The organism is Pseudomonas sp. SJZ077 (assembly GCF_007993905.1).
Classification (GTDB): Bacteria; Pseudomonadota; Gammaproteobacteria; order Pseudomonadales; family Pseudomonadaceae; genus Aquipseudomonas; species Aquipseudomonas mandelii.
Genome location: NZ_VIUJ01000001.1, coordinates 1 through 21,848, shown reverse-complemented (window position 1 = coordinate 21,848; position 21,848 = coordinate 1). Strand labels below are relative to the sequence as shown.

19 protein-coding genes are annotated in these 21,848 nt (G+C 62.3%); all 19 read left to right on the top strand.

The annotated features are described in order from the left end of the window. Positions 1-176: 176 nt before the first annotated feature. The 19 genes from mnxG (at position 177) to FBY01_RS00005 (ending at position 21,678) form a co-directional block, all read left to right on the top strand. Complete coding sequence (gene mnxG / locus FBY01_RS00095; RefSeq protein WP_145306322.1) at positions 177-6,002, top strand: manganese-oxidizing multicopper oxidase MnxG; 5,826 nt, start codon at positions 177-179, stop codon at positions 6,000-6,002. Between the two features lie 77 nt (positions 6,003-6,079). Continuing rightward, positions 6,080-8,032: a YncE family protein gene (locus FBY01_RS00090; protein WP_145306324.1), complete on the top strand. Its 1,953-nt coding sequence runs from the start codon at positions 6,080-6,082 to the stop codon at positions 8,030-8,032. Between the two features lie 13 nt (positions 8,033-8,045). Continuing rightward, the gene (locus tag FBY01_RS00085; protein WP_042932740.1) at positions 8,046-8,702 is read left to right on the top strand and encodes an SCO family protein; all 657 of its coding nucleotides are present in this window, start codon (positions 8,046-8,048) and stop codon (positions 8,700-8,702) included. Next, the gene (locus FBY01_RS00080) at positions 8,699-9,319 is read left to right on the top strand and encodes an SCO family protein (protein WP_145306326.1); all 621 of its coding nucleotides are present in this window, start codon (positions 8,699-8,701) and stop codon (positions 9,317-9,319) included. Before FBY01_RS00085 ends, FBY01_RS00080 begins: the two co-directional genes overlap by 4 nt. 9 nt (positions 9,320-9,328) lie before the next feature. Next, complete coding sequence (locus FBY01_RS00075) at positions 9,329-10,879, top strand: ABC transporter substrate-binding protein (RefSeq protein ID WP_145306328.1); 1,551 nt, start codon at positions 9,329-9,331, stop codon at positions 10,877-10,879. A gap of 14 nt (positions 10,880-10,893) precedes the next feature. Further along, on the top strand, positions 10,894-11,847 hold the full coding sequence (locus FBY01_RS00070) for a peptidylprolyl isomerase (protein WP_145306365.1): 954 nt from the start codon (positions 10,894-10,896) through the stop codon (positions 11,845-11,847). 219 nt (positions 11,848-12,066) lie between these two features. Continuing rightward, positions 12,067-12,600, top strand: a complete 534-nt coding sequence (locus FBY01_RS00065) for a response regulator (RefSeq protein ID WP_145306330.1) — start codon at positions 12,067-12,069, stop codon at positions 12,598-12,600. 84 nt (positions 12,601-12,684) lie between these two features. Then, complete coding sequence (locus FBY01_RS00060) at positions 12,685-14,391, top strand: GspE/PulE family protein (RefSeq protein ID WP_145306332.1); 1,707 nt, start codon at positions 12,685-12,687, stop codon at positions 14,389-14,391. Continuing rightward, a complete protein-coding gene (locus FBY01_RS00055; protein WP_145306334.1) occupies positions 14,372-15,175 on the top strand; it encodes a hypothetical protein in 804 nt (267 codons plus the stop codon). The genes FBY01_RS00060 and FBY01_RS00055 overlap by 20 nt, the downstream gene beginning before the upstream one ends. 1 nt (position 15,176) lies before the next feature. Then, complete coding sequence (locus tag FBY01_RS00050; RefSeq protein WP_010455690.1) at positions 15,177-15,722, top strand: PilN domain-containing protein; 546 nt, start codon at positions 15,177-15,179, stop codon at positions 15,720-15,722. Then, the gene (locus tag FBY01_RS00045; protein WP_145306336.1) at positions 15,709-16,257 is read left to right on the top strand and encodes a GspMb/PilO family protein; all 549 of its coding nucleotides are present in this window, start codon (positions 15,709-15,711) and stop codon (positions 16,255-16,257) included. The genes FBY01_RS00050 and FBY01_RS00045 overlap by 14 nt, the downstream gene beginning before the upstream one ends. Next, the gene (locus FBY01_RS00040) at positions 16,257-16,775 is read left to right on the top strand and encodes a hypothetical protein (protein WP_145306338.1); all 519 of its coding nucleotides are present in this window, start codon (positions 16,257-16,259) and stop codon (positions 16,773-16,775) included. The genes FBY01_RS00045 and FBY01_RS00040 overlap by 1 nt, the downstream gene beginning before the upstream one ends. Beyond that, the gene (locus FBY01_RS00035) at positions 16,772-18,607 is read left to right on the top strand and encodes a type II secretion system protein GspD (RefSeq protein WP_010455685.1); all 1,836 of its coding nucleotides are present in this window, start codon (positions 16,772-16,774) and stop codon (positions 18,605-18,607) included. The genes FBY01_RS00040 and FBY01_RS00035 overlap by 4 nt, the downstream gene beginning before the upstream one ends. 2 nt (positions 18,608-18,609) lie before the next feature. Then, the gene (locus FBY01_RS00030; protein WP_145306340.1) at positions 18,610-19,083 is read left to right on the top strand and encodes a type II secretion system protein; all 474 of its coding nucleotides are present in this window, start codon (positions 18,610-18,612) and stop codon (positions 19,081-19,083) included. A gap of 3 nt (positions 19,084-19,086) precedes the next feature. Continuing rightward, a complete protein-coding gene (locus FBY01_RS00025) occupies positions 19,087-19,461 on the top strand; it encodes a type II secretion system protein (RefSeq protein ID WP_042932745.1) in 375 nt (124 codons plus the stop codon). Continuing rightward, complete coding sequence (locus FBY01_RS00020; RefSeq protein ID WP_010455681.1) at positions 19,436-19,975, top strand: type II secretion system protein; 540 nt, start codon at positions 19,436-19,438, stop codon at positions 19,973-19,975. The genes FBY01_RS00025 and FBY01_RS00020 overlap by 26 nt, the downstream gene beginning before the upstream one ends. Continuing rightward, the gene (csgE, locus tag FBY01_RS00015) at positions 19,972-20,364 is read left to right on the top strand and encodes a curli production assembly/transport protein CsgE (protein WP_077750410.1); all 393 of its coding nucleotides are present in this window, start codon (positions 19,972-19,974) and stop codon (positions 20,362-20,364) included. Before FBY01_RS00020 ends, csgE begins: the two co-directional genes overlap by 4 nt. Next, a complete protein-coding gene (locus FBY01_RS00010) occupies positions 20,361-20,780 on the top strand; it encodes a curli assembly protein CsgF (protein ID WP_010455676.1) in 420 nt (139 codons plus the stop codon). The genes csgE and FBY01_RS00010 overlap by 4 nt, the downstream gene beginning before the upstream one ends. Before the next feature lie 31 nt (positions 20,781-20,811). Beyond that, positions 20,812-21,678, top strand: coding sequence for a CsgG/HfaB family protein (locus FBY01_RS00005; RefSeq protein WP_010455674.1), 867 nt, complete (start codon positions 20,812-20,814; stop codon positions 21,676-21,678). Positions 21,679-21,848: the final 170 nt, after the last annotated feature.

The window sequence follows — 21,848 nt, the reverse complement described above, 5'->3', positions numbered from 1 at the left end:
GTGGGGCAACAAGGACTGGGCCGAAAAGTGGGGAATAAGTGGGGAATATCCCCCGGGTTCTCAGATCGTCGCTTCAAGTGGCTGAAAACTAACTGAATTATTTATGGCATGCGGATTGCTCAAGCGGATTTGTCGAGAATTATTCCCTGTGAGCACCCACAGCGAGGCCCGTGATCATGACCGGCATACACAACGCTTCGTCCTTGTTTAAATTCGCGCTGTTGGTGGTGTCGATGTTCGGCATCGAGCTGGCTGAGGCGGCCCTGCGCTGCGAGCGCAATCTGGTGGCGAACGTCGTGGCGCTGGATCAGCCGCTGATGTTCAACCGCCTCGGGGCGCAGAACGCCAACGGCATGATGTTCGCCCTGCGCCGCGACGTGGTCGACGACCACAATGTGTCCCTGGCTCAGGGCGGCGCGGCAGTGCCGGGCAAAGTCTCGCTGCGGCCCGACAAGCGTCCGCGTCCCCTGGTGTTGCGGGTGGCCGCCGGTGACTGCCTGACCATCAACCTGCAGAACCTGCTGGCGTATCAGGCCAATCCCGGCAGCCACGAAAACGGCGAGGAAGGGGTTGAGGGGGAGGTCGAAATAGGTGACGTCGAGCAGTTCAAAGTCGATGAGCAGGTCACCGACCGCCACGTCGGCTTCCAGGTCAACGGCATGCAAGCGGTCAACAGCATCGATGACATCGCCTCGTACACCGGGCGCAACGGCAATTCGCTGGTCGCCCCCGGCGGCACCCGTTCCTACACCTTGTTCGCCGAGCGCGAAGGTGCATTCGCCGCCAGCAGCCGTGGCGCGACTTTCGGTGGTGAAGGCGATGCGGGCAACGTTGCCAACGGCCTGTTCGGCCAGGTCGTGGTGCTGCCCAAGGGCGGCCGCAGCTACCGCAACACCGTGACCGAAGAAGAGATGCGCCTGGCCAGCAGCGGCCGCACCCCGGCCGGTCAACCGATCGTCGACTACCAGGCGCGCTACCCGCAACGCGAACCGTGGATCCGTGAAGGCAAGGCCGGCACACCGATCATCAACATGGTCGACGGCAATGAAATCATCTCCAGCGAAAGCGACGCGATTGTGATGGGCAGCAACGCCGACGGCAGCTTCCCGCCGTCGACCTATCCGCTGGAAGCCGTCGGCAAACGCAACCCGGCGATTCCGAACCGGCTGGAACCGTTCCGCGATTTCGCCTCGCAGTTCCAGGATGAAACCGCCGCGACCCAGGCGTTCCCCGCTTATTGGGCCGACCCGGTCATGGCCCATGTGCTGGAGCCGACCCGCGACTCGTTCATGATCAACTATGGCTCCGGCGGCATGGGCGCCGAGGTGGTGGCCAACCGGCTGGGTGTCGGGCCGATGCACGATTGCCTGTCCTGCGCCTATGAAGAATTCTTCCTCAGTTCGCACACTGTCGGCGACGTGGCGATGCTGGTGGACGTGCCGGCCAACGCTGGCCTGGAAGGCATTCTTCCAGGGCAGGTACCGAGCGCCGATCAGATTGGGGTCAAGGCGACCATGGCGCTGTATCCGTCCGAGCCGTCCAACGTCAACCACAGCTACATTGGCGACTTCGTCAAATTCCGCAACACCCACAACGGCCACGAGCAGCACATCTTCCACCTGCACGGTCATCAATGGCTGTTCAACCCCAACGATGACAACTCCGACTATGTGGATGCCCAGGGCATCGGCCCGGGTGCCGGCTACACCTATGAAATCGCCAACGGTGGTTCGGGCAACCGTAACCGCGTAGCGGGCGATGCGATTTACCACTGCCACTTCTATCCGCACTTCGCACAAGGTATGTGGAGCATGTGGCGGGTGCATGACGTGTTTGAAGAAGGCACCCGACTCGAAGTTTCCCAGCAAGGTGCCGACGGGTTCCACAGCGAACCCTACGCCTTGCGCAGCGGCAAACCGGCGGCAGGTGCCCGGGCCTTGCCCGATGGCGAAATCATTGCCGGTACGCCGATTCCAGCGGTCGTGCCGCTGCCGGGCAAAGCCATGGCGCCGATGCCCGGCAAGGTCGCGGTGGTGCCGAAAATCGGCGAGACCCTGGTCGCCGGTGGTGATGACGACGATGACGAAGAAGATGACGACGGCGGCGGTAGCGGCAGCAGCGGCGGCGCTCAGGCCATCGGTTCCCTGGCCCTGGTGGATCGCAGCGAAGCCAACCGCAATGCCGACGGCAGCCTGAAAAACCCTGGCTATCCGTTCTGGATCGGCGGCATGGAAATTTCGGTCGGCCAACGTCCGCCGACGCCACCGCTGGACATGCTCGACGCGGCCAAGGCCCAGTCCTTGAAAACCAGCGGCAACGCCTTGTGGGCCAACCTCGACCCGGCGCAGTCCGGTGGCTGGGATGGCGGCCTGGGGCGTCATTCCCTGGACGGTTTCTCCGCCGGTGGCGTGGCGCACACCATTACCACGTCGCTGGATTTCTCCAAGGAAGTGACCCGCGCCAAACCGATCTACATGCCGGAAGAGGGCACCGAAGTCGAACAGGCGGCCATGGCCTTCCACGCCAAAAAGGACCACCCAAGCTTTGCCTTGCTGCCCGGCAATCAAATCGTGGCGAAGGCCTTCCGCACCAACGGTGCTTTGCCGATTGCCGGCGCGCCTTATTACGAACCGTGCATGGACGACCGGCAGAAACGCCTGACCAGCAGCGCCGGCACCGGCGAGTTTGCCAGCGGTGAACGCATCGACGGCATGTCCTATACCGGCTCCTCGAACTTCACCGCCGACCGTCCACGGGTCTACAAAGCGGCGAACATCCAGTTCGACGCGGTGTACAACAAGGTCGGCTACCACTTCCCGCAAGCGCGCATTCTGGCCCTGTGGGAAGACGCCTGGCCGGTCATCACCAAGCAGCGTCCGCCAGAGCCGCTGGTGATGCGCATGAACACCTTCGATTGCGTGCAATACCAGCAAACCAACCTGGTGCCGGCCGTCTATGAGATGGATGACTATCAGGTGCGCACGCCGACCGACGTGATCGGTCAGCACATTCACCTGCCCAAATGGGACCTGACGGCGGCCGACGGTTCGGCCAACGGCTGGAACTACGAAGACGGCGTGCTTTCCCCGGGGGCCGTGCAAGAACGCATCCGCGCCATTCGCGAGTTCAACCAGTGCGAAGGCACCGATCCACGTGACGGCACACCGGCCTGTCCAAAAGCCAGGAATCACCCGTACTTCGGTCAGTATGGCCGGGCGGATTGGGTGGGCGCGCGCACGGCGATGCAGCGCTGGTTCGTCGATCCGGTGGTAAACGCCAAAGGTGTCGACCGTGGACTGGGGACCATTTTTACCCACGACCACCTGGGCCCATCGACTCACCAACAGATTGGCCTGTACGCCACCGTACTCGCTGAACCGGCCGGTTCCACCTGGTTCCATGCCGAAACCGGCGAGCCTTTGTACAGCGGCGCGCGCCAGGACGGCGGGCCGACGTCGTGGCAAGCGGTGGTGTCCACCGGGGACATCGACGGCGACGGCAAGAACGACAGCTTCCGTGAGTTCTTCCTCGAGTACAGCGACTTCCAGCACGCCTATGAAGCCGGAGTGTATGTGGGCGCCGGTCCTAACGGCGTGCCTGATCCACAAACCTTCCCGGCCACCGCGGACAGCTTCCGCTACGCGATCAACCCGCCAGTGCGCAACAACGCCAGCACCTTGCTCGACGGCATCATCGAAGTGCAGGGCGGTATGGTGCCGGGTTGTCCGACTCGGCCTTGCCCACAGGCGATCTCGGTCGATGACCCCGGCATGTTCGTGGTCAACTACCGCAACGAACCGCTGGCCCTGCGGGTCTACGACCCGAACAAGGTCGGCCCGGACGGCAAGCGCGGCATGCAGGCCGACGGCCTCGGCGGCGACCTGGCGTACGCCATGCAAAGCCGTACCGACCGCGCCATCCCGGCGATGAACCTGGCACCGAACCTGGTCACCGCCGCCACCGGTCCAACCGGCGGCACCACACTGTTCCCGCCACACGTCAACCGTGGCGGCGCGGAACCGGGTGACCCGTTCACGCCAATGTTGCGCACTTACACCGGTGACAACGTGCGGCTGCGGGTGCATGCCGGCGGTCACGAAGAAGAGCACAACGTGACCCTGCACGGCGTGAAATGGCTGCAAAGCGGTTCCGGCTTCGGCAACAGCTCCAACTCCGGCTGGCGCTCGTCGCAGATGGTCGGTATCTCCGAACAGTTGGGCTTCAACGCGCCGGTCTCGATGCTCTCCAGTTCGGCGGCGGCCACGGGGGATTACCTGTACTCGATGGACGCTTCGATTGAAGGTTACTGGAACGGTATCTGGGGCGTGATGCGCAACTACACGACCCAGCGCAGCGATCTGTTCGCACTGCCAAACAACCCGAAACCGGCCGGTATGCGCAACACCGTGGCGTTCGATGGCATCTGCCCACGGTATGGCGCCAACCCGAACGGCATCGGCACCCGGCCGACCGTGCAACGCAAATATGAAGTGGTTGCGGCGCTGGCCAACGACATCCTGCGCAATCCGTTGAACCTGACCATCGGCGATCCGGCCGGTATCGGGCAACACGTGGGTGGGCCGTTGAACCCGGCGGGTGGCACCCTGGTGTTCAACTCGCGGCCGGTGAACATCCCTCAGGTCACCGTGGTCGATCCTGAAGATGGCGAAACCATCACCATCGGCGGTCAAAGCGGCCCGTTGCATGATCCGACTGCGATCCTGTACGTGCGCAAATCCGACCTCGATCCGCTCACTGGAAAAATGAAACCAGGTGTACCGGTGGAGCCGCTGGTATTGCGCGCGGCGGCGGGTGACTGCATCAACGTCACCCTGGAAAACCGCTTGCCTGTGGTCATGCCCGACCTGACCCAGACTGCCGTGATGCAAGGGCTGGTCAAGCGAGATCGCAACAATGGCCAGGGCTCGACCATCTTCACCAACAACCTGCTGCGGCCGTCGAGCCACGTTGGCCTGCATGCACAACTGCTGGCGTATGACATCACCAAATCCGATGGCACCAATGTCGGCGCCAACCCGATCCAGACCGTGCCACCGCGCATCGGCAACAGCGGCGCATACCCGACCCGTACTTATCAGTACTACGCCGGGCACCTGGAGCGTGAAGGCAAGCCGATCTCGCAACTGGGCCGCAGTGTCGACAACATCAACGCCACGGCGGTGGAGTTCGGCGGACTGAATATCACGCCGGCGGACCTCATCAAACAACCGCAGAAAGGCTTGGGTGGGGCGATGACCATCCTGCCGGTCGGCGCAACCTGGGTTGAGGATGCGCGTAAAACCAACGCAACGGTCACGGCACCAGGGCAGACCACTTACCGCGACTTTGCGATGGTCTGGCAGAAAGCGTTGAACATCCGCTGGGCCAACGGTCGGCCGGTGGAAGGTATTGCCGCCGAAGGCTTTGGTGTGCCGACCGATCCACAGGACAACTCGAGCATGGCCATCAACTACAAGGCCGAGCCGATCTGGTTCCGCTTCGGGTTGGCGCCGGATGCGCCGTTCGGGCACGCCAATGGCGCCGGTTACGGTGACGTGCCTAACGCGCATATGGCGTACAGCAATGCGCTCATCGGGGGCGATCCTCAGACACCGGTGCTGTATGTGAAACCGGGGCAACCGTTCCGCACCCATATCCTGATGCCGACCGGTGGCAGTCGCGGCACGACCTTCCAACTGGACGGTCACGTCTGGTCGGTCAACCCGTTCCAGTCGGAGAAGAGCGATACCGGGGGTTATCCGATGGCAACTCCTGGGGTGGGGTCGGTGCGGTTCGGCTACAACCCGATGTCGATGTACATCGGCGCTCGTGAAAGCATCCTGCCGGCGGCGCACTTCAGCTTCATGCACCCGAGCGCCGGGGGCAGCAACGCAATACCGGGCGACTACCTGTTCCGCGATTACGGCGCCTACGGCAACACCGCCGGGCTTTGGGGATTGCTGCGGGTGACCAACGAGCCAGAACCGGCACCGGCACCGTAAAGCCAGGGATTGGGGGGCTGACACCGCTCGTACCTACAAGGGACAAGGCAGGCACAGATCTGTAAGGGGAGAGGGTAATGAACAGGACTACAAAAATCGCCGGTTGTGGGCTGGTCGCCGCAGTGGCACTCATCAGCTTCGGCGTCTGGCGCACCGCGCCGCCCAACCTGCTGAGCGAAGTCGCACTGCCGGACACCTGGAGCGGTCAGAACCTCTCCCGAGACGGGATTTCGGTGGCGCTTGAGGTCAAGTCATTGGCCCAGGACGGTGTGTTGCGTGAAGGCGAGTTTGCCGACGTGCAGTTCCGCGTCAGCGACAGTGCCTCGGGCCAGCCGTTGTCGGGCGTCAATCCCGGCGCCTGGCTGGACCCGGAAACCATCGCCGCCGACCAGGCCCAGGGCCGGGAGCAAAGCTGCAAATCCCGGGTCGGGGTCTTCCTCAAATCCAGCATCGGTGCGCGGCCGATGCTGGATCTGAACAGCTACTTCCTGCTGGTGATGAACCGCGACGCCAGTGTCTCGGTGGTCGACCCGTCGGTGTCGGTGGGCGGCATCACCAGCACCATGACGCGGATTGATATCAAGCAACCGCCTATGGACTGGACCACGCCCAAGGACAACAAACGGGTGTTCGTCTCCATGCCGACCGCCGATGCAGTGGCGGTGATCGACAGCGAGCAGTTCAAGCTGGTCGACTCGGTCGCCGCTGGCAGCAACCCGGTGCGCGTGGCCTTGCAACCGGACGAGCGCCTGCTGTGGGTCGGCAACAATGCCAAGACCGCCGAGCAGTCGGGGGTCACGGTGATCGACACCCGCAGCCTCAAGCCACTCAAACACCTGGCCACCGGGGCCGGGCACCATGAAATCGCCTTCAGCAAAGACAGCCGTTTTGCCTTCGTCAGCAACCGCGACGACGGCATCCTGAGCATCATCGACATCGCCAGCCTGACCATCAGCAAGCAACTCAAGACCGGCTCGCACCCGCTGTCGGTGGCGTACTCGCCGCTGTCCCAGGCGGTGTATGTCGCCGACGGCAAGGACGGCAGCGTGACCGTGGTCGATACCGCCAGCCTCGCGGTTCGGCGGGTGATCAAAATGAAACAGGGCCTGGGCCCGATGGGGTTCAGTGCGGACGGGCGTTTCGGCATCGTCCTCAACACTCTGGAAAACCAGGTGGCGGTGATCGACGCGGCCACCGATTCGATGATCCACGAGCTGGACGTGTCCGCCGAACCCTACCAAGTGGTGTTCACCAAGGCCTACGCCTACATCCGTGGATTGGCCTCGGCCAAGGTCACGATGATCAACCTCTCGTCGTTGGGGGCCGGCCGCACGCCGATCAGTCAGGGTTTCGAAGCCGGGCCCCAGGCGCCACGACTGGCCGGTGATTTGCCCCTGGCCTCGAGCCTGGCGGTGTCGCGGGACGACAACGCGGTGTTCGTGGTCAACCCGGTGGACAACACCACCTATTTCTACGCCGAAGGCATGAACGCGCCGATGTCCGGCTACCCCAATCGCGGGCAGGTGGCGCGGGCCGCCATGGTCATCGACCGCAGCCTGCGCGAGGTCGAGCCAGGGCTTTACAGTTCGCGGATCAAGCTGCCAGCCGCCGGGCGTTTCGACGTGGCGTTCCTGCTCAACCAGCCGAACATCATCCATTGCTTCACGGCGCTGGTTGAGCCGGACCCGAACCTCGCCACGCTCCCCGGCGTGCCAAAAGTCGAGTTCATGCTCGATAAGTCCACGGCCGCCCTCGGCAGCCCTTACACCGTGCGGTTTCGCATTGTTCAGGGCCAGCAGAAGGCACAGCGCAGCGGGGTCAAGGACGTTCAGGTGCGCTACTTCCGTGCTCCGACTTCCCGGGCCCAGCAAGTCGCGGCCCTTGACGTGGGCAATGGCATCTATGAAGCCCCGGTGACCCTCGACCAGAACGGCGCCTGGTACCTGCACGTTCGCGCGGCGTCCCTTGGCGCGAGTTTCGATGACAAGACCTTTGCCAGCGTTCGGGTGATTCCCGGCGATGCCCACTGAAGAGGAAACCGACATGAATCGATTCGCACACCGTGGACTGCTGACGTTCTGCCTGTTGGCCGTCGGCATCGGCCAGGCCCTGGCGCACTCGGCGGATGAACACGCCGGGCATGACATGCCGGCTAAAAGTGCCAGTTCGGAAAGCGCCCAGGTCAAATTCGCCGACGTTGCGCTGGTGGACCAGAACGGCAAACCGGTGCGTCTGGAAAAGGACCTGGTGACCGACAAAATCGTGGTCATGAGTTTCATCTACACCAGCTGCACCACGGTGTGCCCGGTGGTGTCCTCGATCATGGGCAAGGTGCAGAAGCAACTCGGCGCCCGGGTCGGCGAGGAGGTGCAACTGGTGTCCATCAGCATCGACCCGCAGCGCGATGACGCCAAGCGTCTCAACGACTACGCCCGCAGCTTCCAGAAGGGGCCGGGCTGGAGCTGGCTGACTGGCAGCTCGCAGTCGATCAACGAAACCCTCAAGGGCCTCGGCTCCTTCAGCGGTGACTTCAAAAGCCATCAACCGCTGATTCTGGTGGGGGACGGCAACAGCCGCCACTGGACACGCTATTACGGTTTTACCGACCCGACCGTGCTGACCCGCCAGGTCGAGAAACTCAGCGGCCAGCGCAACGCCCACGCCAAACACACGGCCATTGCCATGGAGCACCAACCATGAAAGCCCTCGCCTTGATCTTCCTTACGATGTGTTTTTGCGTCATCAGCTTTATGGCGTTTTCCCACGAAGGACACCAGGAGCCGGCGCCGGCGGTGGCCGCTGCGCAACCGGCAACCGGCACCCGGGATGCGAAAACCTGGTTCACCGACACGCCGTTGCAGGACCAGAACGGCAACACGCTGCGTTTCTACAGTGACGCGCTACAAAACCGCGTGGTGTTGCTTAACGTGATTTTCACCCGTTGCAACGATGCCTGCCCGCTGATCACCCAAAAGCTCAAGGAAGTCCGCGAAGTGCTGGGCGACAAGGCCGATGGCATCACCTTTATCTCCCTTACCAGTGATCCGCTGCGCGATACGCCGGCGGTACTCAAGGCTTACACCTTGAAGCAGGGCGTCGATGGCCCCCACTGGCTTTTTCTCACCGGCGACAAGGCACAAATGGACCTTGTACTGGGGCGCATCGGCCAGATTGTGCCGACTCCCGAGCAGCACTCGACGCAGCTGATTGTCGGTGACGTGGCCAACAAGCGCTGGAGCAAGATCCGTCCCGATGCACCGGCCGCCGCCATTGCCCAGCGCTTGCAGTTGCTGACAATGCCCGTGGCCAGTCGTTGAGCACGCGCCATGAACATTGCCCTCGTCCTCGGCCTGCTACTGATTGGCGGCATCAATCTCGCCGCCAATGCGTTGCCGCTGAGCCCCAGCGAAAGCGCCGGTAAACGGCTGTATCGCGAGGGCGTGTCGGCAAGCGGTGAGCCGATCATGGCTCGGGTGGGCGCGGCGGGCATGTTGCTGCCCGCCACCAGCCTGCCCTGCGCCAATTGCCATGGCGCCGATGCCCAGGGGCGACCCGAAGGCGGGGTACGGCCGCCGGACATCAGCTGGTCGCGGCTCTCCAGCAGTTACGGGCAACAGCAGATCAACGGTCGCAATTACCCGGCCTACACCGAGGGCGCACTGGTCCGGGCGATCCAGGATGGGCGCGATTCGGCGAATAATCGGCTCGACCCGGCGATGCCCCGGTTCGTGCTGTCGATGAATGATCAGCGCAACCTGACGGCCTACCTCAAGCGCGTGGCCGATGATCGCGACCCCGGGTTGACCGCCGACAGCCTGCACTTGGGCACCTTGTTGCCGAGGCAGGGGCCGCTGAGCACGGAGGGCGCCACGGTGGCGGCGGTGCTCAAGGGCAGCGTGGCGCGGATTAACGAGGCGGGCGGGATCCATGGCCGGCAATTGCGCCTGACCATCCTCGATCCGGGCCCGGACCGCGCCAGTGCCAAACAGGCGCTGGATCGCTTGATTGAGCAGGAACAGGTGTTCGCCCTGATCGCACCACTGGCACCTGCGCTCGACACCGAACTGGTCACGCGGCTGGAACGCGCCGGCATTCCACTGATCGGGCCGCTCTCGTTGCAGGGCATGGCCCCGGCCAGTCGGCAGATTTTCGAACCGCTGTCAGGGCTGCGCGAGCAACTGATCGCCTTGGCCGACTACGGTGCCGCCAATTTGCGCTTGCTCCAGGGCCCGACGCTGATTGTCTACCCGGACGAGCCGAGCCAACAGGAGGCGGCGCAGCACCTCGGCCAGTACCTGCAAGATCACGCCTGGCAGCAAGTGCGGCTGCAGGCCTACAACTCGGCGCAGGACGAGTTGCCGCTGGGCTCGCGATCGGTGTTTTACCTGGGCAGCGGCGTCGGTTTCAGTCGCTTCGCCGAGCGCCTGCAAACGGCGGGGCAGGTGCCTTACCTGTTCGCCGCGTCGAATCAGGTGGCAGGTGACCTGTTTCAATTGCCCAGCGGGTTTTCCCGGCGAGTGTTTCTGGCCTATCCGTTCGTGCCCAGTGACTGGACGCTGGCCGGGCGCCTGGCCTTGACGCAACTGCGCAAGCACCAGGGGCTCGGCGGTGAGCACGCGGTGCTGCAAGTCGGCGCCTACAGTTCGATGCTGCTGCTCAGCGAAGGCATGAAACAGGCCGGGCGCGACGCCAGCCGCGAAAAACTCATCAGTGCCCTGGAAGGGTTGCACGATTTCGACACCGGGCTGACCCCGCTGCTCAGCTTCGGTCCGGGTCGCCGACTGGGCTTGAGCGGTGCCCACATCGTCACCGTAGATTTGCCCGAGCAGCGCTTCTTTCTGGTCGCACCGTACAAACCCATTGCAGTGACACCCTGAAAAGAGGGCTGATGATGAAACTCAAGACGCTGCTGATTCTGCTGACGATGTGGGTCCCCGTGGCCTTCTGCAGCAACGGCCCGGCTGCCGCACGGGTCAATGGCGAGGAAATTTCCGAGTTCCGTCTCGAGCGCTATTTTGCCGAATACCTGGAGGACCAGGGCCGCGCAGTGGGCAGCATTCGCAATCCTAAGGCGTACAAGCAATTGCGCCAGAAAGCACTGGATGCGCTGATCGACAAGGAGTTGCTGTGGCAGGAAGCGCGCAAACGCGGGGTGAAGATCAGCGATGAGGTCGTACAAAGCCAGGTTGAGCAGACGCGGCAAGCGATGGGGGGTGCCGAGGTGTTCGCCCGCCGGCTGGAAGACGCCGGTTTCGACGAAGCCACCTTTATCGAGTACACGCGCCGTGAGCTCGCGGCGCAAAAGGTGTTCGCCGACCTGCTCCAGGTGGCTGAGCCGGACGAAAAACAGGTCCGCGCGTTCTACGAGGAACACCGCGCCGAAATGAGCACTCCCGAGCAAATCCAGGCGCGGCACATCCTGGTCAAAGTGCCTCAGGGCGCCGATGCAGCCACCGTTGAAGCCGCCCGGCTACGCTTAGAGGAGATGCGGGTGAAAATCAGCCAGGGCGAGGACTTTGCCAGTATTGCCCGGGCCGGCTCCGAAGATGCTTCCGCCACCGAAGGCGGGGATCTGGGCTATTTCCCCCGTGGGCGCATGATGCCGGAATTCGAAGCCGCGGCATTTGCGCTGGCGCCGGGGTCCGTCAGCGCGCCAGTGCGCACACCGTTGGGCTGGCATTTGATCTACCTACAGAACCACCAGGAGGCGGCCGATGTCTCAGAAGCTCAGGGACTTGGAATGGTTCGGGCTTACCTTGCCCGACAGCAAAAGTCCCAGGCTCGTCTCCAAGTTCTGGGGCAGTTGCGATCAAGCAATCGAATCGAGCGGATTGACGACGATTGAAGGTTTCCCCCCAAATGTGGGGAAAGCTTCAGGGGCAATTCCGAGCGCTTCCCCGCCTTTGGGGGACGGGGTTCCTGAACGAAAAGATTTTTTCATGAAAATCATAGAGATGAAGCGGTCGAAAACCGGCGCTCAGTCTGGCATGAAGTGTGCGTTAGCCTAATTAAGGCGCGTACTCCCAGGCACGAATATCGGACCTGCGGTTTCAAGGAGTCCACCTTGTTAAACAAAGTACTGGTTGTTGAAGACGAACAGCTGCTGGCGGAAAACCTCCAGGGATACCTGCAGGCGCAAGCGCTGGAAGTCCGGATAGCTCACAACGGTGAAACGGCCATCGGCGAAGCCGAACGTTTTTCACCCGATGTGATGGTGTTCGATTACCGCTTGCCAGACATGGAAGGCTTTCAGGTGCTCGATGCCGTCCGCCAGAACAGGAACTGCCATTTTGTGCTGATTACCGGGCACCCAACCGCTGAAGTCTGTGAGCGGGCCCGGCAACTGGGAGTCAGCCATATCCTGTTCAAACCGTTTCCATTGGCGGAATTGGCCCGTGCAGTCTGTGACCTTTTGGGGATGGAGCGCGAACCCAAAGCAGGCATGAGCAAGTCCGAAGGATTCGTCGAACGACGCCAGAGCAGGACCGAAAGCTTCCCGCTGCAGTTGTACGACGGCAGTTGGGTGCTGGCAGATCGTCGACGAACTCCATCGACCTCCAAGGCACCAGACGACCAACAATTGCTCACCGGGGAGTAGTGGCGCGACAAGACGTTCCGGCATACGCCGCAATGGCCTGCCGCGTCGACAGGGCTCAAAGCCCCCGGCGTTGGAGAGCATGCCATGGACCGTCTATCCCTTGCCGTAGAACCGGCGCAGTTGGAATGTGTACCGTCTCGCTTTTCCAGTGAACAACTGGCCCAGGCCCGGGCCCTGGCAACCGGTTCCGGCGAGCGGGTTCTGGAGGCCCTCGGGGGGTTGTGCGAACTGGCTCCCATGCCCTTCATCCAGTGCCTCGGCGCTACCCTGCATTATCCGGTGCTCGACACCGACACCCTGTTTCAAGCCACCCCGGTGTTCGACCGGGTCACCTTGGCCCAATGCCTCAAGCGCGAATTCATCCTGCTGCGTCATGACGATGCGGTCATTGGCGTGTTTGCCGACCCGTTCGACACAGCCCGTCTGGCGTGGATCGACGACTGCCTGCACGGCGCGCCGCTGTACCTGGTGCATGCCGACGACCTGAAAGCCTACCTGGCGCGTCACGAAGAGAGTTTCCACGCGGTGGAATCGCTCAACGCCCAGGCCGACGCCAATGTCGAAATCGACACCCTGCAAAGCCTGTCCCTGACCAGCATCAGTGAAGACGCCAGCGTGGTGGTCAAACTGGTCAACTCGACCCTCTACGACGCGCTGAAAATGCACGCCAGCGACATCCACCTGGGCACCACCGGCAGCGGTCTGGTGATCAAGTACCGGATCGACGGCGTACTGAACAACATCAGCAAAATCCAGGGCAGCGAGTTCGCCGAGCAGGTGATCTCCCGGGTCAAAGTCATGGCCGAACTGGACATCGGCGAAAAACGCGTGCCCCAGGACGGTCGCTTCAAGATCGGCATCAGCGGCCGGCAGATCGACTTCCGGGTCTCGATCATGCCGAGCATTTTTGGCGAAGACGCGGTGCTGCGGGTGCTCGACAAACAGGACCTGGCGGACAAGGTCAGCGGCGTGCAATTGCAAGCCCTGGGCTTTGAAGAAAACACCCTGCGCCAGCTGCGCCGGTTGGCCGCCGAACCCTACGGCATGGTGCTGGTGACCGGCCCGACCGGCAGCGGCAAGACCACCACGCTCTACGCCATGATCACCGAGATCAACCACGGCGTGGACAAGATCATCACCATTGAAGACCCGGTGGAGTACCAACTGCCGGGCGTGCTGCAAATCCCGGTCAATGAAAAGAAAGGCCTGACCTTTGCCCGTGGCCTGCGCTCGATCCTGCGCCATGACCCGGACAAGATCATGGTCGGTGAGATCCGCGACCCCGACACCGCACAGATCGCCGTGCAATCGGCCCTGACCGGGCACCTGGTGTTCACCACCATTCACGCCAACAACGTGTTCGACGTGATTGGCCGGTTCACCCAGATGGAAATCGACCCTTACAGCCTCGTCTCGGCCCTCAACGCCGTGCTCGCCCAGCGGCTGATCCGCCTGGTGTGCGCCAGTTGCAGCGCGCCGAGCACCCCGACCGATGAAGAACTACGCCTCTCAGGGCTCGATCCGCAAAAGGTCGATCACTACCGCTTCGTCCATGGCAAAGGCTGCGGCCATTGCCGCGGCACCGGATATCGCGGGCGGACCGCGATTGCCGAGCTGCTGCACCTGGACGACGAACTGCGGCAGATGATCGTCGAGCGCCAACCCGTTTCGAAAATCAAGGCACACGCTTGCAAACGTGGCTTGCGCTTGTTGCGCGAGTCCGCTCTGGAACTGGTAGCTGAGGGGCGGACCACGCTCGAGGAGATCAATCGTGTCACTTTTGTCTCGTGATCGTTATGTCGCCGTACTCGGCGCCAGTGGTGTCGGCCTGGGTCAGCGCAAGGGTGGCGACACCTTGTGGCTGGGCAGCGTCGGCTTTATCGACGAAGGCTTCCATGCCTGGACCGTCGCCCTCGAAACCCTCGACCGCTTGCTGGGCGAACACGCGCCAGCCGGCGCGGAACTGAGCGTGGTGGTCTCCGGTCACTTCAGCCGCTTCTGCCTGGTGCCCTGGAGCGAACAGATCAGCAGCCCCGACGAATTGCTCGGGTTTGCCCAACTGTGTTTCGAAGACCTCTACGGTGTACCGGCCCAACCCTGGAGCATGGTGCTGTCGGCTGAACCTGCGGGTTACGACCGGATCGCCACCGCGCTGCCGCAAGACTTGCTGACGCATTTGCGCAATCTGGTCAGCGGTCGCGGCCTGCGCCTGCGGTCGGTACAGCCGTACCTGATGGCGGCGTTCAATCACTTCGATAAAAGCCTCGACGCCGGTGACTTCCTGTTCGTGGTCGCCGAGCCGGTACGCAGTGTCTTGCTGCTGGCCAGGGAAGGGCGATGGACCTCGGTGCGTTCGGTGGGCAGCAGCGACAGCGATGCCGCACTGACCGCGCTGATCGGCCGGGAAAGCCAGTTGCAAGCCTCCACCAGCGAACGGCCGCTGAACGTTTACCTGCACGCGCCAGCGCGGATCGAGGTACAGCCCGACGTACCCGGTGTGCACTTGCGCACCCTCGAAGAAGACCGGACAGCCGTACACGATTGTTTGTACGTGATGTCCCGGGCGGTGGCCTGATATGCGCGCCCTGACGCTCGACTTCCAGCCGCGCCGCCGCTCGGGTCCATTGGGCTGGAGCCTGCTGGCGGGCGGCGTGGTGCTGGTGGTGACCTGTTTTGTCGCCCAGCAGCACGTCGCCGAACAGACCTCGCAACAGCAAGGCCATCTGCAAAGTGCCCAGCGCGAACTCACCGGCGACACCGGCAGCAAAGTCACTTTGAGCCCGGCCGAAACCCGCGAGCAAGCACAGAACCTGGCAGAAATGCGCAAGGTCTCGCAGCAACTGCGCCGGCCCTGGGAACGTCTGTTCGCCATGCTCGAAGCGATGCCGCGCGACAACATCGCTTTGCTGACACTGACCCCGGATGCCCGCAAGGGTCAGGTGCGCATCAGCGCCGAAGCACGGGACCTGGAAGCGATGCTCGACTTCCACCGCCGTCTCGAAGCCAGCGACGAGCTCTCCGATGTGTCGCTGCTCAGCCACGAAATTGTCGTGAAATCGCCGGAACAACCGGTGCAATTCAACCTGTCGGCTAGCTGGGAGATCGGCGATGCGAATCCCTAGATTGATCGTCCACGAATACCTGCAAGGCCTGGGTATGCCCGGCCTGGCAGGCTTGGCGATGTTGCTGCTGGCGCTGGCCTGGGCCCTGGGTAGCCTGATGCCGGACTGGAATTCGTTGCAAACCCTCAGCCAGCAGACCCGCGAAGCCGGCGAGTACCTGGCCAAGGTTGAAGACGGCAGTGTCGCCGCCCCGGTGGTGCCGCAACGTCAGCTCGACGACTTCCGCAGCAAACTGCCGTCGCAGCCCCAAGCCACGGTGGCCATCGACAAGATCTACGCGCTGGCGGCCCAGGAACACATCACCCTGGCGCGCGGTGAATATTCATTGGGCATCGACCCCAAGACCCACTTGGCCCGTTATCAGATTCTACTGCCGGTGCGGGGCAGCTACCCGCAACTGCGGCGCTTCCTGCACGCGTTGCTCGGCCAGTTACCGGCCGTGGTGGTGGAGGACGTGGAGTTTCAGCGTAAAAAAATCGCCGACACCGACCTGACCGGGCGGATCCGCATGACCCTTTACCTGTCGAGGTCATGATGAATACCAAACGCGTAGTGGGCTGGGTGGCGTTCTTCGGCGTAGCCGCGGCGCTGACCTGGGGGCCTGATTACTTCATGCCTTCGGACGAGGGCGAGGCGTCGGTTGCGACCGCTGCCACGCCCGCCAAAAGCAAAATTCGCGGCACGCTGCCGGCCGCTTCAGCCAGTGGCAAACCCGCGGTGATCAAGGACCTGAGCCCGTCCGGCGATCTGTTCGCCGCCCGCAGCTGGAAGGCTGCACCGATGCTGGCCAGCGTCACCGAACAACCCGTCAACCAGACCCCGGTGGTGCCAGTCCCCAGCGTACCGCCGATGCCTTTCCAGTTCGTCGGCAAGCTCAATGACCGTTCCGACCTGCAAGTGTTTTTGCAGAACGGCGAGAAAATATACGTCGTGCGCAAAGGGGATGTGATCGACGACACCTGGCGGATCGAGGGGATTTCCGATGTGGAACTCAGCTTTGTCTACCTGCCTCTGCATTTGTCCCAGACCTTGTCTGTGGGGAGCGCGCAATGAACAGTTCCCGTTTGTTGATGAATCTTTGTATATGCGTAGGGCTGGCTGCGTGCAGTTCGGCGCAGGTGGCCAAGCAGGAAGCAACCGACCTGATGGAGTCGGGGCAGTACGAAGCCGGCCTGGCGCGTATTGAGGAAGGGCTGAAGGAAAACCCTCGGGATACCGAGCTGCACCTGGCCCTGACCAGCGGCCGTGCCCGTGCCGTGACGGCATTGTTGACCCAGGCCGACATGGATCGCGCCCAGCGTGATTTCGCTTCGGCCCGTCTGGAGTATGGCCGGGTGTTGACCATTGAACCCAACAACCGCCGCGCCCAGGATTCAATGCGCCAGCTAGAGCACATGCGCAGTCTTGATGACAAACTCGAACTGGCCCGGGGTGACCTGCGTCGCGGCGACATCTACGGCGCCGATCGTCAGGTGAAACAGATCCTCGAACTGGACCCCAAGAATGGCGGTGCCCTGGAGTTGCAAGACAATATTCGTCTGGTGCAAAGCCGCAACGTGATTCCTTATCCGCAACTGCGCACCCGTCTCGACCGGCCGGTGACCCTGGAATTTCGCGACGCCAACCTGAAAACCATCTTCGAAGTGCTGTCCCAGGTCGCCGGTTTGAACTTCATCTTCGACAAGGATCTGCGCCCGGACATGAAAGCCACCATCTTCGTGCGTGACGTGCGCATCGAAGACGCCGTGGAACTGCTGCTGCAACAGAACCAGCTGCATCAGAAAGTGGTGAATGAAAACACCTTGCTGATCTACCCGGACTCGCCGCAGAAGCTCAAGGATTATCAAGAGCTGGTGATGCGCACGTTCTACCTGACCAGCATCGATGCCAACACCGCGCTGAACATGATCAAGACCATGCTCAAGACCCGTGACGTGTTCGTCGATGAACGCCTCAACACCCTGACCATGCGCGACACCGAAGACGCCATACGCATGGCCGAAAAACTCTTGCAGTCGCAGGACCAGTCCAACCCTGAAGTGGTGCTGGAAGTGGAGGTGATGGAAGTCGCGACTCAGCGGATTCTCGACCTGGGACTGCAATGGCCGAACACCTTCGGCGTGGTCAACAGCGACGGCTCGGCCGTGACCCTGCTCGATCAACTCAAAGGCATCAACTCCAGCCGGATCACCATCTCGCCATCGCCTCAGGCCAAGATCAACGCCCAGGACAATGACATCAACACCCTGGCCAGCCCGGTGATTCGCGTCAGCAACCGTGAACAGGCGCGCATCCACATCGGTCAGCGTGTGCCCATCATCAGCGCCACCTCCGTGCCGTCGACCCAAGGTCCGGTGATCACTGAAAGCGTCACCTACCTGGACGTCGGTCTGAAGCTTGAAGTGCAGCCGACCATCCATCTGAACAACGAAGTGGCGATCAAGATCGCACTCGAAGTCAGTAACGCCACGCCACTGGAACCGACCCGCCAAGGCACGATTCCGGTTCAGGTCGACACCCGCAATGCCCAGACCACGCTGCGCTTGCATGACGGCGAAACCCAGATCCTTGCTGGCCTGGTGCGTAACGACCATGGCGCCACCGGCAACAAGATTCCGGGCCTGGGCGACATTCCCGGTCTTGGTCGGTTGTTCGGCAGCAACAAGGACACCGTCGGCAAATCGGAACTGGTGCTCTCCATCACCCCGCGCATCGTGCGCAACCTGCCGTACCAGAGCCCGTCGGACATGGAGTTCCCCACCGGCACCGAAACCAGCATGCACATCCAGGCGCCTGACCGGCGGATGCAGGCGCCGATTCAGAATGAACACATCGATCGGCCGGTTGCGGTCAATTCCACCACTGTTGTCGTCGAGAAGCCTTGATCATGAACGCCTCGCAACGTGGTTTTACCTTGATCGAAGTCGTGGTGACGCTGGCCCTGATCGGCCTGCTGGCCGGCATGGCCGCGCCGCTGACCGAGACCGTGGTGCGCCGGGGCAAAGAGCAGGAATTGCGTGCGGCGCTGTACCAGATCCGCGACGCCATCGACGCCTACAAACGCGCCTTCGACGCCGGTTACATCGAGAAGTCGCTGAACAGCAGCGGCTATCCACCGAACCTGCAAGTGTTGGTGGAAGGTGTGCGTGATGTGCGCAGCGCCAAGGGTGCCAAGTTCTACTTTTTACGGCGCGTGCCCCATGACCCGCTGACGCCGGTCAAGCGTGACGATGAAGGTGGTTGGGGCTTGCGCTCTTACGACAGCACGACTCAGAACCCGCGGGAGGGCGAAGACGTCTTTGACGTTTACTCCCATGCACGCGGCAAGGGTCTCAACGGCATCGCGTACAAGGAGTGGTGAATCATGCGTCGGGAAAAGGGTTTTACCCTGCTAGAGCTGATGGTGGTCATGGCAATCATCGCGACCCTGATGACCATCGCCTTGCCACGCTATTTCAACAGCCTCGAGGCCTCGAAAGAAACCACGCTGCGCCAGAGCCTGTCGGCCATGCGCGAAGCCCTGGATCACTATTACGGCGACACCGGGCGCTATCCCGATTCCCTGGAACAACTAGTGGAGCAGCGCTACTTGCGCAACCCGCCGATGGACCCGATTTCCGAACGCAAGGACCTCTGGGTGCTGGTCGCGCCGCCTGACGGCGTACCGGGCGGGGTCGCCGATATCAAAAGCGGAGCCACAGGGAGGGCGCGTGATGGCAGCCTTTATTCCGAGTGGTAAGCCCGCCGACGAGGCCGGGTTCACGTACCTGGGCGTGCTGTTTCTGATCATGTTGATGGGCATGGGCCTGGCCAGTGCCGGCGAGTTGTGGTCAACCGCCTCGCGCCGTGATCGCGAACGTCAGTTGCTGTGGGTCGGCACGCAATACGCCCAGGCGTTGCGCAGTTATTACCGCAGTTCTCCGGGGCTGGCGCAGTACCCGAAAGAACTTGAAGACCTGTTGCAGGACGAGCGTTTTCCAACGCCTAAACATCACATTCGCCAGCTCTACCCGGACCCGATCGGCGGCGGTGAATGGACGCTGATGCGTGGGTTCGACGGACGCATCACTGGCCTCAGCAGTCCTTCCACGGACCTGCCGCTGAAGCAGTCGGATTTTCCCAGCCAGTGGTCGGACTTCACCGGCATGGCGAGCTACAAGGACTGGCAGTTCGTGGCCGAGAAAGCCTTCCTCGATGGTGCTTCGGGGCCGGTGAAAACCCAGGCCGGATCGCCTCAGGCGGTGTCGCCATGAACCGCCACTGGCTGCCGGCCCTGATCCTCGCATGCGTGGCGACGTTCGCCAGCGCCGGAGAGGAAGACGAGATGCTGGGCTTTATCGTCGATGACACGATCTCGCACATCGGCCACGACTTTTACTACTCGTTCAGTGAACGCCTGCGTGCCACCAGCCCGATGGATTTCAACCTGGTGGTACGCGAACGACCTTCGGCACGCTGGGGCAGCCTGGTGACCGTGGAATATCAGCAGCGACTGGTTTATCGGCGCTTCCTGCCGCCGAACACCGTGGAACTCAAGGACGAGGCCTATGACGCCGCCGACTGGGTTCGCGGACAGATTGTCCAGCGCAAGCTGGAAGCCTTGTTGCAGGACACTACGGACCTTGAGAGGGACGAATTATGAAAACGACAACGGTCTCACGGAACCTCGGGCTCTGGTTGATCGGGCTGGGCAGTTGCAGCCTGGTGCAGGCCACGGAGCTGGTTTACACGCCCATCAACCCTTCGTTCGGCGGCAACCCGTTGAACGGCACCTGGTTGCTGAACAACGCTCAGGCACAAAACGACTACGACGATCCTGACCTGAAAAACCGCACGTCTGTGGCCGGGACTTCGGCCCTCGAGCGCTTCACCAGCCAGTTGCAGTCGCGGCTGCTGGGGCAGTTGCTGGACAACATCTCCACGGGCAACACCGGGAGCCTGTCCACCGACGCCTTTATCGTCAACGTCGTCGACGACTCCGGTGCACTGACCATTGAAGTGACCGACCGAGCGACCGGTGAAATTTCGGAAATCCAGGTGAATGGCCTCGCCCCTTGACGGGGATCAGGGTTGATGGGGAGAGACGGACATGAAAAAAATAATAGCGCTGGGGCTGATGTTGGCGGCATTGCAAGGGTGCAGTTTGCGCGAGAACGTGGGTGCCGAGCAGGACACCGAATCACCGACCCTGACACCCCGGGCGTCGACCTATTATGACTTGATCAACATGCCACGACCCAAGGGCCGGTTGATGGCGGTGGTGTACGGCTTCCGGGACCAGACCGGGCAGTACAAACCGACCCCGGCCAGTTCGTTTTCGACCAGCGTGACCCAGGGCGCGGCGAGCATGTTGATGGATGCGTTGCAGGCCAGCGGCTGGTTTGTGGTGCTGGAACGTGAAGGGCTGCAAAACCTGCTGACCGAGCGCAAGATCATTCGCGCCTCGCAGAAGAAGCCCAATACGCCGGTGAACATTCAGGGCGAGCTGCCTCCGCTGCAAGCGGCGAACATGATGCTCGAAGGCGGGATCATCGCCTACGACACCAATGTGCGCAGTGGCGGGGAAGGGGCGCGCTACCTGGGGATCGATATTTCCCGGGAGTATCGGATAGATCAGGTCACGGTCAACCTGCGGGCGGTGGATGTACGCAGTGGGCAGGTGCTGGCGAATGTGATGACCAGCAAGACGATTTATTCCGTGGGCCGCAGTGCCGGGGTGTTCAAGTTTATCGAGTTCAAGAAGTTGCTTGAGGCTGAGGTCGGGTACACCACGAACGAGCCGGCGCAGTTGTGTGTGTTGTCGGCGATCGAGGCGGCTGTCGGGCACCTGTTGGCCCAGGGGATTGAACGGCGTTTGTGGCAGGTGGCGGGGGATAATTCTTCACCTGACAACAATGCGACGCTGGATCGTTACCTGACCCAGAACAAGGTTGTGCCTGAGGGTGAGGAAGAGTGAACCTAGGCGGCCTTCGGGCCGACCTGGTTCTTGTTGACTGAGTACATATCCATTGCTGCGGTAGCGGCTGCTTATGGTTTCGCCCTTACGGCCATCCCTTTCAAGGTCTTTTCGTTTTTGCAGCCTTGATTACCCGATCCGTTGAAACATGAGCATGCACCGCCGTGCCT